This is a genomic window from Stenotrophomonas sp. SRS1 (assembly GCF_026130205.1).
Lineage (GTDB): Bacteria > Pseudomonadota > Gammaproteobacteria > Xanthomonadales > Xanthomonadaceae > Stenotrophomonas > Stenotrophomonas rhizophila_B.
Window position 1 is genome coordinate 368,561 of record NZ_JAINFD010000002.1, and the last position, 12,801, is coordinate 381,361.

The window sequence follows — 12,801 nt, forward strand, 5'->3', positions numbered from 1 at the left end:
CTGGCCTTCATCACCGCGCGCTGCGTGCCTCGCCTGCTGCGGTGGCGCCCGGTGCTGGCGTGGGCAACTGCTGCAACACGGCCTTGTCGATCTTCGCTGCCACGCCGACGCTGCGGCCAGCCAGATTGGCGACGTGATACTGCACCGCCACGCCCAGCACCTGCGCCGCTTCGGACAGGGACAGGCCGTAGGCCTGCGCCAGCCACTGCAGCATGCCCGAGGTGGCGATCCGCAGCGCGTCGTCGCTGGAGCCGCCTTGGCCCAGGGTCATGATCTGCGTCGGTGATTCGACACGCGGGGTGGAGATCGATGCCCGCTTCACCAGCTCGACCCGCACCACTACGTCCAGCGACGTTTCCAATGCCCACTGCGTGGTTTCACCATCGCCCTGCAACGCGTGGCCATCCCCCAGGTACAGCAGGGCGCCGGGTTGCTGCACGGGAAGATAGACGGTGTTGCCTTCGACGACAGCGTTGAAATCCATGTTGCCGCCGCTGTCCTGGGTATCGCCGGTGGAGAGCGGCGGATACCCGAAGCCCGGCGCGAGGGCCAGGCCACCCAGCATCGGCTTGACTGGAATCTGGACGTTCTTCAACGCACCCGAGGCCCCTTCCGGGCGGGCAAGGCCCTTGGTGCGATCCAGCGTCCAGCGCACCGGTTTGCCCAACGCGGTGGCCTCGGCTGCGACGCGCGGGGTTTTCAGTCGGCCTACCAGGCCATCCAGGCTGTCCGCGTAATCGCGGTTGAGCTTCAGCGAGGTGAGCGTGATCGCCAGCGTATCGCCCGGCTCTGCACCGACGATGAAGAACGGTCCCACCTGTGGATTGCCGAACAGCGCCCGGGTCACGCCATGCTCGTCGACGCCACCGGAGTCGAGCGTCCGGGTCTGTAGCGAATCGCCGGGATGGATCACCAGGACCGGTGCCCGGTCCGCGCTGAAGGTATTGGAGTAGTCCGTCGGCGTGAACACATGGTGTTGTGGTGCGTTGCCCGCCCGCGTGGGCACCCGCCATGCGCGGAACGCATGCGTGGCCCGTGCCGCGCGATTGTTGGTATCCGGCTGATCACTTTCACCCTGCATGTGCGCGTCGTTGACGGTACCGGTGAAGTGCTGGAGCTGGCCATCGCTGTCCTTCACCGTGAACCGCAGAGACCCGTCACGCAGCGTGCCTGCGATGGGGTCGCCGCCGAGCGTTCCGCCAACGCGCGCGTCCTGCACGTCCAGGTGCAGCGTCTGGTAATACGGGTTGCCCCAGAGATCGGTGGTGACGACCCACTGCTCGGCAGCGGGCGCACTCAGCGGAAGCGCCGCCAGCAACACCAGCGACGATGGCCAGAACAGGGGCATGGGTGAGATCCGAAAAGGCCCGGCGGGCGTGTGCCGCAGCCTAGCGGCTCGCACCGCAGGGACCACAGTGTCTAAGGTAACCCCGCTTCAGGGAATCAACCTGGCCGCCCGCAGCCTGGCGAACAGCGCAAAGAAGGCATCGTCGCTGGGCTGGTAATCCAGGAACCCCATCCGGCGGCTCTTGGACATGTCCGTGATCACCTCCAGCGGGCGCCCGAGATCGGCATCGGTGTGCCAGGGAGAGATCAGCCGGTGGATATCCGGCTCTGCCAGACCGTGCGTGGCGGCCAGTGCGGACCATGGCGCAGCATCGTTGGCCATCTGCACCGCCAGCGGCTGCACCTCACCGCTGAACGGCACGGCCTCGATATCGAACCACGCGGCGATCAGGCCCCACATCCAGCGCCAGCGGAATACATCGCCGTTGACCACGTTGAAGGCCTGATTGGCCGCCGCCGGGGTCCGGGTGGCCCACAGCAGGTGCCGTGCCAGCACGCCGGCATCGGTCATGTCGGTCACCCCTTCCCACTGCGCGCGCGAGCCCGGGAACTGGAACGGGCGCCCGGTGTGGCGGCACAGGGTGGCATGCACGGCCAGCGTGGTGCACATGTTCATGGCATTGCCGACCGCCGCACCGATCACCGTGTGCGGGCGATGCACGCTCCAGTGAAACCCATCGCGCGCGGCGGCGGCGAACACCTCGTCTTCCTGTGCGTAATAGAAATTGTCCACCGGCAGGCGCGGTTGTTCTTCACGGAACGGGGTCTGCGGCAGGTTGCCCTGCGCATAGGCTTCGAAAGGGCCCAGGTAGTGTTTCAGGCCGGTCACCAGCGCCACGTGCTGCACCGTGCCGGCCGGCTGCACCGCATCGAGCAGATGGCGCACCATTGCCGCATTGACGCGGATGTTCTCGGCCTCGTTGGCCTGCCGCGACCACGTGGTGATGAACACATGCGTGGGCGCCAGTCCGGAAAGCGCTTCACGTGTGGCCTGGGCATCACGCAGATCGGCCGAAACGCCGTGCGCACCCGCCGGCAGCGCATCGGGCCGACGCGCCAGGCCATGCACCTCCCAGCCTTCCTGCAGCAACTGCTGGATCAGCGCACTGCCGACGATCCCGGTCGCACCAACCACCAACGCTTTCTGCCTCACGATGTCGCCTCTTTCATTGTTTTACAGGCGCACACCTTAGGATATCCAGGTACGCCTCGAAAGAAGGCACCAAACGGTAACCACACATGAAAACCGGCAGTCCCGAAGAACACTGGCAGGAGGATTGCGCGCCCCGGCGGGTGCTGGAGCTGTTCAGCACCAAGTGGACCTCGATGGTGCTGCACACCCTGGCCGTGCGCCACGACGGCACGGCCCGCAGCAACACCCTGCACCGCAGCCTGCCGGCCATTTCAAAGAAGATGCTGATCCAGACCCTGCGCGACATGGAGCATGCCGGGATCGTGCTGCGCACCGAGTACCCCACCGTGCCGCCCTCGGTGGAGTACACGCTGACCCCGCTGGGGCGGCAACTGGTGGAACCGGTCGAACTGATCTACGACTGGGCGCGCCGCAACGCCGGCGCCCTGGACGCGCTGCAGCCGCGTATGACCTCGCGCCGGCGCTGAGCGGGGCCGGCCAGCCGGATCGAGTAGAGTACGGCTCCCCTCCAGCGGATCGATGCGGTGACCCTCAGGTTCTGGCTCCTGCACGTGCTGGGTTGGTCGCTGTTCGCGCTGATCGCCTTCATTGCGCGGCCGAGTGAAGCGTCGGTGCCGGACGCGCTTCAGTTCCTGGCGGTGGCTGCGGTCAGCATCGGTGGTCTACTGGCCAGCCTGGGGCTGCGCTGGTTGTACCGTAAGGTGCAGGCCGATGGCTATGGGGAGCTGCGCTGGCTGGGCATGCTGCTGGTCGCCAGTGTGCTGGCAGCCGTCGGTGTGGACGTGGCCGTGTATGTCGTGCTTTCCCTGCTGGCCGGTCTCTCACCTGGGCTGGCGGCCCTGCACGATGCGCAGCCGATGATCTCGCGTGCGCCACTGCTGGCGCCGGCCTTCATCGCCTGGAGCCTGCTGTATCTGGCCATCAGCCGGCAGACCCGGCTGGCCGAAGCGGCCCGTCACCAGAAGGATCTGCAGCTGGCGCTCAAGGAAGCCCATCTGCAGCGCCTGCTCGGGCATATCAGCCCGCACTTCACGTTCAACACCCTCAACAACATCCGCGCGCTGATCCTCAAGGATCCGGATCTGGCACGGGAGCAGATCACGCGCTTTGCCAATACGTTGCGTTACCAGTTCACCGGCAGCGAGGACGCGCTGGTGACCGTGGAAGAAGAGCTGGCGGTAGTGCGCGACCACCTGAGCCTGGTTGGCCTGCAGCTGGGCGAGCGGCTGCGCTACAGCGAGCACGTGGATGCCGTAGCGTTGCGCAGGCAGGTGCCGCGCTTCTGCGTGCAGCTGCTGGTGGAGAACGCCGTCAAGCATGGCCTGGGGCTCAGCAGCACCGGCGGGGATCTGCACGTCGCCATTGCCGCACCGGCGGGCGTGCTGCGGATCGAGGTGCGCAACAGTGGCCAGCTGCGGGCGCCGGATGGCACCGGTACCGGCCTGGATAATCTCAGGCAGCGGCTGCAGTTGTCCTTCGGCAGCGATGCAGGCCTGAGCCTGGAAGAACAGGGCGACAGTGTCGTCGCCCGTGTCTGGATCGGGAGTGCAGCATGATCGACGCCGTCATCGTGGAAGACTCGGAACTGGCGCGCTTCGAGCTGGAGCACCAGCTCAAGGCCTATCCACAACTGAGCGTGGTCGGCCATGCCGGCGATGTGGATGCCGCCATCGCCTTGATCGAGTCCACCACCCCGGACGTGGTGTTCCTGGATATCGACCTGCCCGGCGGGAATGCCTTCGATGTGCTCGCGCGGCTGACCCAGGTGCCGCGCATCGTGTTCACCACCGCCTTCGATGCACATGCGCTCAAGGCCTTCGGCTACAACACCGTGGATTACCTGCTCAAGCCGATCGAGCCGCAGCGGCTGGCGCAGGCCATCCACAAGCTGACCGAGGCGGTGGCCGTCACGCCGGTACGGCGTTCGATGGACAGCCCGATCTTCATCAAGGATGGCGAGCAGTGCTACCTGGTCAAACCGCGCGACGTACGGGTGATCGAGGCGGTCGGCAACTACAGCCGCGTCTATTTCCAGCAGCACGCTCCGCTGCTGTATCGCCCGCTGGGCGCGATTGAAACGCAGCTGGCGCCGGAAAAGTTCTTCCGGGCCAACCGCCAGTACATCGTCAATCTGGACTACGTGGAGCAGGTGTCGCCCTGGAGCAATGGCGGGCTGATGCTCACCCTGCGCGGCGGGCTGGAGGTGGAGGTCTCCCGCCGCCAGAGCGCACGCCTCAGGGATGTGCTGAGCCTGTAGCCGGGGCGGCCGCGGTCGGCGCGCGGTAGCCGACGGTATCGCCCATCAGCCGGTCATGCAGTGTCACGAACGCGCGGCCGTCGTTGGCAGTGGCGAAGCTCAGTGCATCCAGACCGCCATCCAGGTAGTAGCGGCCATCGGTGCCGGGGCTGACCGCGACCGGTTCCTCACCCTCGCCCTGGCGAAGCAGCTGCAGGTGACCATCGACCAGCGACAGCACCCGCACGTCATCCTCGGCCAGCACGTAGCGGCCAAGCCAGACGGCGTCCTTCGCACTGGGCGCGACGGTGGCCGCATACGGGACGTCGGCGGCAATCGCGGCCAGCCGTACGGTCAACGTGGTCGGATCGAGAAACTCCGCATTGGTCAGCACTGTGGCGAACACATCCGGTGCCTTGAGCTGCACCACGTAGCTGTTGAAGCCGTTGATGAAGCCACCATGCTCCACATCGGCCAGGCCCTGCACCTGGCCGATGATCCAGCCGAAGCCGTATGGCGATGCCTTGCCGTCGGCCAGCACGGTCTTGCTCATGGCCTGCGCCAGCAACGCGGCGGGAACGAGGGTGCCGTCGCGCAGTGCCTGATGCCAGCGTGCCAGATCGTCCACCGTGCTGATGAGGCCACCCGCGCCCTGGGGCTGCGTCATGCTGATGAAGTCCGCGTTCTGCAGCACGCCCTGCGCTTTCCGATAGCCATGCGCACGGCCCGGGATGATGGCCAGGTGGGTGTCATAGCGGGTGTGCTGCATGCCCAGCGGCTGGAAGATCGCCTGCTGCATGTACTCGGCATAGGACTGGCCGGACAGGCGCTGGATCAGGTGGGTCAGCACGATGTAGTTGGAGTTGCTGTAGCGGAACCGCGTGCCGGAGGCGAACTCCAGTGGCAGATCCTTGAAGTAGCCGATCAGGCCGAGTGCATCGGCCTCCTCGCGGCGCGCGGCGCGCGATGCCGGAATGCTGCTGACGTTCTTGATGCCGGAGGTATGGGTGAGCAGCTGTTGCACCGTCACCTTGCCCATGGGGCCGGCCAGTGCCGGGTCCAGTGTGTCCAGCGGGGTTTCCAGCCGCAGCTTGCCGGCCTGCACCAGCTGCATCACGGCCACCGCGGTGAACTGCTTGGTCACCGAGGCCAGCCGCAGCGCGGCGTCCGGTCGCATCGCCACGCCATTTTCGATATCGGCCATGCCGTAGGCCCGGCGCAGCAGCACCCGGTCGCCCTGGGTCACCAGGACCACGCCGCCCGGCTGCTGGCCCTTGAAGAACGCATCGGCCTCGTGGACCAGCGCCGCGGTCCGGTCCGTGGCCGGGGCAGCGTTCCTTGCCGCGGTCGGGCCGCTCATCACCAGCGCCGATGCCATCAGCACAACACCCAGAATCTTCATGCGTCCTCTCCTTCAGTAGATGGGAGAAGCGTAGGGGCGGCCCTGCGAGTACATGGAGCGATATATGACCTGCGGTCAGGCTCCCGATCCAGTGGCGGCCAGACAGGATGAGCGGTCAGTGCGGTGAGGTGACCCGCAGCCCACGCAGCAGCAGGTCCAGCGCGGTCACGCTCTGTGCCAGCCGCGCATCGCCATCGTCGCCATCGTCGCCATCGGCGATCCAGAACGCCGCCTCGGCCAAGCTGCCGTACACCAGCGAGGCGAGGGCCTGCGGGTTGGCCTCGGCGACCACGCCCTGATCGATCAGGCAGGCGAGCAGGCGCTGCATGGAATCGATGCAGTGGCGCTGCGATTCCGGCGAGGCACCGCCGAGCACCGCGCGCGCGTCGCGCAGGACAATGCGCTGGATGGTCGGCTCCAGCGCCATCTCCAGATACCCGATGCAGCGCAGGCGAAAGCCCGCCCACGGGTCTTCGGCGGCGTCGGAGATGGCCTTGAGGCGGTCGTCCATCTCGGCGTCGATCTGATCGACGACGGCCGCGAGCAGGCCCTGCTTGTCGCCGAAGTGGTGATACAGCGCGCCACGGGTGAGCCCGGCCTGCGCGGTGAGATCGTCCATGGAGGTCTCGGCGTAGCCACGCGCGCTGAAGACCGCGCGGGCGGTGGCCAGCAGCGTGGCACGGGTCTGCTCCATGTCGGCACGGGTGCGGCGAACCATCATCATCTCCTTGCATACGGGACGGATGATTGTTTACATCCGGTGCGTATGTATATAGGATTTTAAACATACGATGTGTATGTAAGTGGCGCAAAAGGCAGTGCAGAGAACCGTGACCAACCCCTATCGACAGCTGTTCGCAGCCCCGGGCAGCCCCGGCTTCGCGTTGGCGGGCCTGCTGGCGCGGCTACCCTTGCCGATGACCGGCATCGGCATCATTACGCTGCTGGCCCAGGTGCGTGGCAGCTATGCGCTGGCGGGCGCGGTGGCCGCCACCTTCGTGCTGACCTACGCGCTGCTCTCACCGCAGGTCTCCCGTCTCGTGGATCGGCATGGGCAGCGCCGGATACTGCCGCTGGCCACCGGCGTCAGCGTGCTCGGGCTGCTGCTCCTGCTCGGCGCCTCGTGGTGGGAGGCGCCGACCGCGCTGCTCTTCGTCGGCGCGCTGCTGGCCGGCGCGATGCCCAGCATGTCCGCGATGGGGCGCGCGCGCTGGACCGCGATCTATCGCGGCCAGCCGCAGCTGCAGACCGCGTACGCGCTGGAAACCGTCTTCGATGAGGTCACCTTCATCGCCGGGCCGCCGCTGTCGGTCGGCCTGGCCGTCGCAGTGCTTCCCCAGGCCGGTGTACTCGCTGCTGCCGTGCTGCTGCCGATCGGCGTGCTTGCGTTGATCGCGCAGCGCCGGACGGAGCCGCCCATCGACGCAGCAGCGTCGACCGCCAGGCGCGATGGGTCTGTCATGCGCCTGCCCAGCGTGCGCTGGCTCGCGCTGTTGATGGTCGCCATGGGCGTGATCGTAGGCACGGTGGATGTCGTCAGCGTCGCCTTCGCCGCGCACCTGGGCCAGCCCGCGGCCGCGAGCCTGGTGTTGTCCGCCTATGCCGCCGGCTCCTGCCTGTCCGGGGCGCTGTTCGGCGCCATGAAGCTGCAGGCGCCGTTGCACCGCTGGTTGCTGCTGGGCGGGCTCGCGACCGCACTGACGACGTTGCCACTGTGGTGGGCGGGCAGCCTGTTCGGCTTGGGTGCGGCGGTGTTCGTGGCCGGCGCGTTCTTCGCACCGACCATGATCGTGGCGATGTCGCTGGTCGAGCAGCAGGTGCCGGCGCGTCAGTTGACCGAAGGCATGACCTGGCTGCTGGCGGCATTGAACGTCGGTGTCGCATTGGGTGCCGCCGCGTCCGGCCAGTGGGTGGATGCCCATGGGGTGCGCGCGGGATTCCTCATCGCGGTGTGTGCCGGCGGCGCAGTGCTGCTGGCCGCGATGTCCGCGCATCGCAGGCTGCGTCTGCCCCCGGCACCCGCCTCGGGGGACGCCTGATGCAAGCACCTGGAACACTCACACCACACGGAGCTGCAGCATGACGCCCCCCCTTTCCGGGCGACAGCCCGATGCACGCCACCCCTGGTGGGCGGTCACCGCCGTGAGCCTGGCCACGTTCTCGGTCGTGACCACCGAAATGCTGCCCGTCGGCCTGCTGACCCCGATCGCCGACGCCCTGCAGACGAGCACCGGCACCGCAGGCCTGATGGTCTCGCTGCCGGCGTTGCTGGCGGCGTTGTTCGCCCCGCTCGTGGTCATCGCCTCCGGCCGGCTGGACCGACGCACGCTGCTGTGCGGCCTGCTGGGCCTGCTGATGATCGCCAATCTGGGCGCGGCCTTCGCACCCACGCTGGGCTGGATGCTGGCGGCACGCGTGCTGGTCGGGTTGTGCATGGGCGGCATCTGGGCGATTGCCGGCGGGCTGGCCATGCGGCTCGTGCCGACGCGATCCGTCGGGCTGGCCACCTCGCTCATCTTCGGCGGTGTGGCGGCGGCCTCGGTGCTGGGCGTTCCGCTCGGTGCCTTGATCGGTGAGCTGTTGGGATGGCGCTGGGCATTCGCCAGCATGGCCCTGCTCAGCGCGGTGGTACTCGCACTGCATCTGGCCGTCGTGCCCAGGCTGCCGTCGACCCATACCACCACCGTGCGCCAGTTCGGTGAGCAGCTGGGCAACCGGGGGCTGCAGCTCGGGTTGCTGCTGACCTTGCTGCTGGTCGCCGGACACTTCATTGCCTTCACCTTCGTGCGGCCACTGCTCATGACAGTCTCCGGATTCGACGCGCGCTGGGTGGGGTTGTTGTTGTTCGGCTACGGCGCTGCCGGGATGGCCGGAAATTTCCTCGCGGGCATCGTGGCGGCGAGATACACGGCACCGACGGTGTTGCTCATCGCAGCGGGCCTGGTGCTGGCGCCGCTGCTGTTTCTGTCCATGGGCGACGCGCGCGCCGGCGGTGCCATCGCGCTGATCGCGTGGGGGCTGGCCTACGGCGGCGTATCGGTCGGGTTGATGACGTGGATGATGAAGGCTGCGCCCCGCGCGGTGGAGGTGGCTTCCGCGCTCTACGTCGGCGTCTTCAACATCGGGATCGCAGCGGGCGCATGGCTGGGCGGTCAGGCGCTCGACCGGCAGGGGCTCAGTGCCAACCTCTGGCTGGCCGGTGGCTTCGCGGCGACCGCGGTGCTGGTGTGCGTTGTGGGGCGCGGGCTGCAACGACCCGCCCGGGTGATCTGAGCCGGGGCGTGCATGCCGCACCGATGCGTTGACACGCCCCGGATGTGCCATGCTGCGGAACATCCAACCGGGAACGCTGCCATGGCCAAGGGCCTGAACAAGCAGAAAGAAACGAAAAAGAAGCCTGCCAAGACGGCGAAGGAAAAGAAGGCCGAGAAGAACGAAAAGAAGACCACCCGCGGTTTCGCACCGGTCTGATCGATCCCGGCACGTCTAGAGCGTGCTGGAATCCACAAGCTGGCGACCGGCCTGGGTCAGGTCGATGTCGCCATCTTCGGCCTGGGCTGCATAGCCGGCCTTCACCGCCCAGTTGGCGTCCTGGTCACTGACCGGCCGCGTGGCATTGATGTCATCGAGGATGCGGCGCTGTTCGTCGGTCAATGGCATTCGGAGGTCCTCCCGGCAGCGTCGCTCATGGCGCGGGGGCATCCACGCTGATCACGCGCTGGGCCAGCCTGGCGCGTTTGGCCCGCCGATGATTCACCCACCACACCAGCCCCGGCAGGCCGTAAAGCAGTGCACCGGCGAGCAGGAAGATTTTCAAGGCGGTCATGGCGGTCTCTCTCCGTACGGCATGGCGTGTTGGCGGCAATCCCACCGCACTCCCAGCGGTAGTTCAGCGCAATCGCTGTGAAGGTGCTGTTCCCTTCTTCACTCTCGCACGTTCGGACCGGCGTGGCCGGTGCCGGATCAACGCGCCCTTCACGGGCCCTCACCGGCGGTGAGCCAGTGCGGTTCGCTATCCTGCTCCCATGAACAAGCCAGCGCGACGTACCCCGTCCAGCACCGCCGTCGTCCGCGTCCGCGGCGCACGCGAACACAACCTCAAGAACGTGGATGTCGACATCCCGCGCGATGCGCTGGTGGTGTTCTCCGGCATCTCCGGCTCGGGCAAGTCCTCGCTGGCGTTCGGTACGCTCTACGCCGAGGCGCAGCGGCGCTACCTGGAATCGCTGTCGCCGTACGCACGTCGCCTGATCGACCAGGTGGGCGTGCCGGACGTGGATGCGATCGAGGGGCTGCCGCCGGCCGTGGCCCTGCAGCAGCAGCGCGGCACGGCCAGCGTGCGCTCCAGCGTCGGCAGCGTCACCACGCTGTCGAGCCTGCTGCGGATGCTGTACTCGCGCGCCGGCACCTATCCGGCCAGGCAACCCATGCTCTACGCCGAGGACTTCTCGCCGAACACGCCGCAGGGCGCCTGCCCGAACTGCCACGGCCTGGGCTACGTGTATGAAGTGACCGAGCAGTCGATGGTGCCCGATCCCTCGCTGAGCATCCGCGAACGCGCCATCGCCGCATGGCCGCCGGCGTGGCACGGGCAGAACCAGCGCGACATCCTGGTCACGCTCGGCTACGACGTGGATGTTCCCTGGCGCGACCTGCCCAAGAAGCAGCGTGACTGGATCCTGTTCACCGAGGAACAGCCGGTGGTGCCGGTGTACGCCGGCTTCACCCCGGCCGAAACCCGCGCCGCCGTGCGTCGCAAGGAAGAGCCAAGCTACATGGGCACCTTCAGTGGTGCGCGCCGCTATGTGCTGCACACCTTTGCGACCACGCAGAGCGCGATGATGAAAAAGCGCGTCGCGCGCTACATGATCGGCGCAAAGTGCCCGGTCTGTGATGGCCGCCGGCTGAAGCGCGAAGCGCTCTCGGTGACCTTCGCCGGCATGGATATCGGCACGTTGTCGCAACTGCCGCTCAGCGCCATGGCACAGGCATTGCGTCCGGCGGCAGAGGGGCATTTCGAGGTAGCGGCAGCAACCGCCACGCGCAGCCGCAGCGCCGGCAAGCAGGCCACGGCCAAGCGGGTCGCTGCCGGTGGCAACGCGCATGCGGGCGGCAGCGATGTGCGTAGAACGCCGGATCTGTCCGAGGAGAAACGCATCGCGGCCCAGCGCATCGCGCACGATCTGGTCGAACGGATCGGCACGCTGCAATCGCTCGGTCTGGGCTATCTGTCGATGGACCGCGCGACCCCGACGCTGTCACCGGGCGAACTGCAGCGCTTGCGCCTGGCCACGCAGATCCGCTCCAGCCTGTTCGGCGTCGTGTACGTGCTCGATGAGCCCACCGCCGGCCTGCATCCAGCCGATGGCGAGGCCCTGTACGACGCACTGGCGCAGCTCAAGGCGGGCGGCAACACGCTGTTCGTGGTGGAGCATGATCTGGAGATGCTGCGCCGTGCGGACTGGCTGGTGGATGTCGGCCCGGGTGCGGGTCAGCACGGCGGCCAGGTGCTCTACAGCGGCCCGCCCGACGGCCTGCGCACGATCAAGGCGTCTGTTACCGCGCCGTATCTGTTCCAGGACGCCGCCGGTCCGCGCCGCACGCCGCGCGCGCCGTCCGGCTGGCTGGGCCTGCAGGGCGTTCACCGCAACAACCTGCATGGCGTGGATGCACGTTTTCCGCTTGGGGCGTTCACGGCGGTGACCGGAGTTTCCGGCTCGGGCAAGTCGAGTCTGGTCAGCCAGGCGCTGGTCGAGCTGGTCGGCGAGCACCTGGGGCAGGAGCCGGTCATCGAAGAGACCGACACCGACCTGCCGCAGCCCAGCCGCATCGAACGCACCCGTGGCCGGTTGAACGGGGCCAAGGCGATCAAGCGTCTGGTCAACGTCGACCAGAAGCCGATCGGGCGGACGCCGCGCTCCAACCTGGCCACCTACACCGGCCTGTTCGATCATGTGCGCCGACTGTTTGCCGGCACCCGCGCGGCCAAGGCACGCCGCTACAGTGTGGGCCGCTTCTCCTTCAACGTCGCGGCAGGCCGCTGCGAAACCTGCGAAGGCGAGGGCTTCGTCCACGTCGAGCTGTTGTTCATGCCCAGCGTCTACGCGCCATGCCCCACCTGCCATGGGCAGCGCTACAACGCCAAGACGCTGGAGGTGCAGTGGAACGGCCGCAACATCGCGCAGGTGCTGGCGATGACGGTGGAGGAAGCCTTGGCCTTCTTCGCCGAAGAGCCGCCCGTGCAGCGGCCGCTGCAGCTGCTGCGGGATATCGGCCTGGGCTATCTGCGCCTGGGCCAGCCCGCCACCGAGCTGTCCGGTGGCGAGGCGCAGCGGATCAAGCTGGCGACAGAGCTGCAACGCAGCCAGCACGGCAACAGCCTGTACGTGCTGGATGAACCGACCACCGGCCTGCATCCGGCCGATGTGGACAAGCTGATGACGCAGCTGCACGGCCTGGTCGATGCCGGCAACACGGTGGTGGTGGTCGAGCACGACCTGCGCGTGGTGGCCGATGCGGACTGGGTGATCGATGTGGGGCCGGGCGCGGGCGAGGAGGGCGGCCGGATCGTGGCCGAAGGCACGCCGGCCCAGGTCAGTCGCGCCAGGCAGGGCGCCACCGCGCGCTATCTGCGCCGCTGGTTTCCCTGAGCGGCGCAGTGCA

Annotated in this window: 12 protein-coding genes; 6 read left to right on the top strand and 6 right to left on the bottom strand. The window is 67.6% G+C overall.

Annotated features, from left to right (window positions below):
• Positions 1-10 precede the first annotated feature (10 nt).
• Both K4043_RS07360 and K4043_RS07365 read right to left on the bottom strand, forming a co-directional pair.
• On the bottom strand, positions 11-1,348 hold the full coding sequence (locus K4043_RS07360; RefSeq protein ID WP_265308770.1) for an acetamidase/formamidase family protein: 1,338 nt from the start codon (positions 1,346-1,348) through the stop codon (positions 11-13).
• 87 nt (positions 1,349-1,435) lie between these two features.
• Positions 1,436-2,503, bottom strand: coding sequence for an SDR family oxidoreductase (locus tag K4043_RS07365; RefSeq protein WP_265309314.1), 1,068 nt, complete (start codon positions 2,501-2,503; stop codon positions 1,436-1,438).
• Between the two features lie 83 nt (positions 2,504-2,586).
• On the opposite strand from K4043_RS07365, the gene K4043_RS07370 reads away from it, so the two are divergent.
• From K4043_RS07370 to K4043_RS07380, 3 genes are read left to right on the top strand one after another with little or no spacing between them, the layout of a single operon-like run.
• Positions 2,587-2,967, top strand: coding sequence for a helix-turn-helix domain-containing protein (locus K4043_RS07370; protein WP_265308772.1), 381 nt, complete (start codon positions 2,587-2,589; stop codon positions 2,965-2,967).
• Between the two features lie 57 nt (positions 2,968-3,024).
• Positions 3,025-4,056 (top strand): histidine kinase, encoded by a 1,032-nt coding sequence (locus tag K4043_RS07375; RefSeq protein WP_265308773.1) that lies wholly within the window; start codon positions 3,025-3,027, stop codon positions 4,054-4,056.
• Positions 4,053-4,757, top strand: a complete 705-nt coding sequence (locus tag K4043_RS07380; protein WP_265308774.1) for a LytTR family DNA-binding domain-containing protein — start codon at positions 4,053-4,055, stop codon at positions 4,755-4,757. The genes K4043_RS07375 and K4043_RS07380 overlap by 4 nt, the downstream gene beginning before the upstream one ends.
• Here K4043_RS07380 and K4043_RS07385 read toward each other — a convergent pair.
• Positions 4,735-6,138 carry a serine hydrolase domain-containing protein gene (locus K4043_RS07385; protein ID WP_265308775.1) on the bottom strand — a complete coding sequence of 468 codons (1,404 nt, stop codon included), beginning with the start codon at positions 6,136-6,138 and terminating at the stop codon, positions 4,735-4,737. The genes K4043_RS07380 and K4043_RS07385 overlap by 23 nt on opposite strands.
• A 115-nt stretch (positions 6,139-6,253) precedes the next feature.
• On the bottom strand, positions 6,254-6,856 hold the full coding sequence (locus K4043_RS07390) for a TetR/AcrR family transcriptional regulator (protein WP_123730847.1): 603 nt from the start codon (positions 6,854-6,856) through the stop codon (positions 6,254-6,256).
• 112 nt (positions 6,857-6,968) lie between these two features.
• Here K4043_RS07390 and K4043_RS07395 point away from each other — a divergent pair, with 112 nt between their 5' ends.
• On the top strand, positions 6,969-8,177 hold the full coding sequence (locus K4043_RS07395; RefSeq protein WP_265308776.1) for an MFS transporter: 1,209 nt from the start codon (positions 6,969-6,971) through the stop codon (positions 8,175-8,177).
• Between the two features lie 40 nt (positions 8,178-8,217).
• Positions 8,218-9,411, top strand: a complete 1,194-nt coding sequence (locus tag K4043_RS07400; protein ID WP_265308777.1) for an MFS transporter — start codon at positions 8,218-8,220, stop codon at positions 9,409-9,411.
• A 213-nt stretch (positions 9,412-9,624) separates the two neighbouring features.
• On the opposite strand, the gene K4043_RS07405 is transcribed toward K4043_RS07400, so the two are convergent.
• The gene (locus tag K4043_RS07405; protein WP_265308778.1) at positions 9,625-9,798 is read right to left on the bottom strand and encodes a hypothetical protein; all 174 of its coding nucleotides are present in this window, start codon (positions 9,796-9,798) and stop codon (positions 9,625-9,627) included.
• Positions 9,799-9,823: 25 nt separating this feature from the next.
• Complete coding sequence (locus K4043_RS07410; RefSeq protein ID WP_184997194.1) at positions 9,824-9,964, bottom strand: hypothetical protein; 141 nt, start codon at positions 9,962-9,964, stop codon at positions 9,824-9,826.
• Positions 9,965-10,163: 199 nt separating this feature from the next.
• Between K4043_RS07410 and K4043_RS07415 the strand changes: the two genes are divergently transcribed.
• Positions 10,164-12,788, top strand: a complete 2,625-nt coding sequence (locus K4043_RS07415) for an excinuclease ABC subunit UvrA (RefSeq protein ID WP_265308779.1) — start codon at positions 10,164-10,166, stop codon at positions 12,786-12,788.
• Positions 12,789-12,801: the final 13 nt, after the last annotated feature.

What these genes read in the sequence shown, in the direction of transcription:
- K4043_RS07385 (WP_265308775.1), bottom strand. Translation starts at nt 6,138, where the DNA reads ATGAAGATTCTGGGTGTTGTGCTGATGGCATCGGCGCTGGTGATGAGC.
- K4043_RS07415 (WP_265308779.1), top strand. Translation starts at nt 10,164, where the DNA reads ATGAACAAGCCAGCGCGACGTACCCCGTCCAGCACCGCCGTCGTCCGC.
- K4043_RS07405 (WP_265308778.1), bottom strand. Translation starts at nt 9,798, where the DNA reads ATGCCATTGACCGACGAACAGCGCCGCATCCTCGATGACATCAATGCC.
- K4043_RS07370 (WP_265308772.1), top strand. Translation starts at nt 2,587, where the DNA reads ATGAAAACCGGCAGTCCCGAAGAACACTGGCAGGAGGATTGCGCGCCC.
- K4043_RS07390 (WP_123730847.1), bottom strand. Translation starts at nt 6,856, where the DNA reads ATGGTTCGCCGCACCCGTGCCGACATGGAGCAGACCCGTGCCACGCTG.
- K4043_RS07380 (WP_265308774.1), top strand. Translation starts at nt 4,053, where the DNA reads ATGATCGACGCCGTCATCGTGGAAGACTCGGAACTGGCGCGCTTCGAG.
- K4043_RS07360 (WP_265308770.1), bottom strand. Translation starts at nt 1,348, where the DNA reads ATGCCCCTGTTCTGGCCATCGTCGCTGGTGTTGCTGGCGGCGCTTCCG.
- K4043_RS07400 (WP_265308777.1), top strand. Translation starts at nt 8,218, where the DNA reads ATGACGCCCCCCCTTTCCGGGCGACAGCCCGATGCACGCCACCCCTGG.
- K4043_RS07410 (WP_184997194.1), bottom strand. Translation starts at nt 9,964, where the DNA reads ATGACCGCCTTGAAAATCTTCCTGCTCGCCGGTGCACTGCTTTACGGC.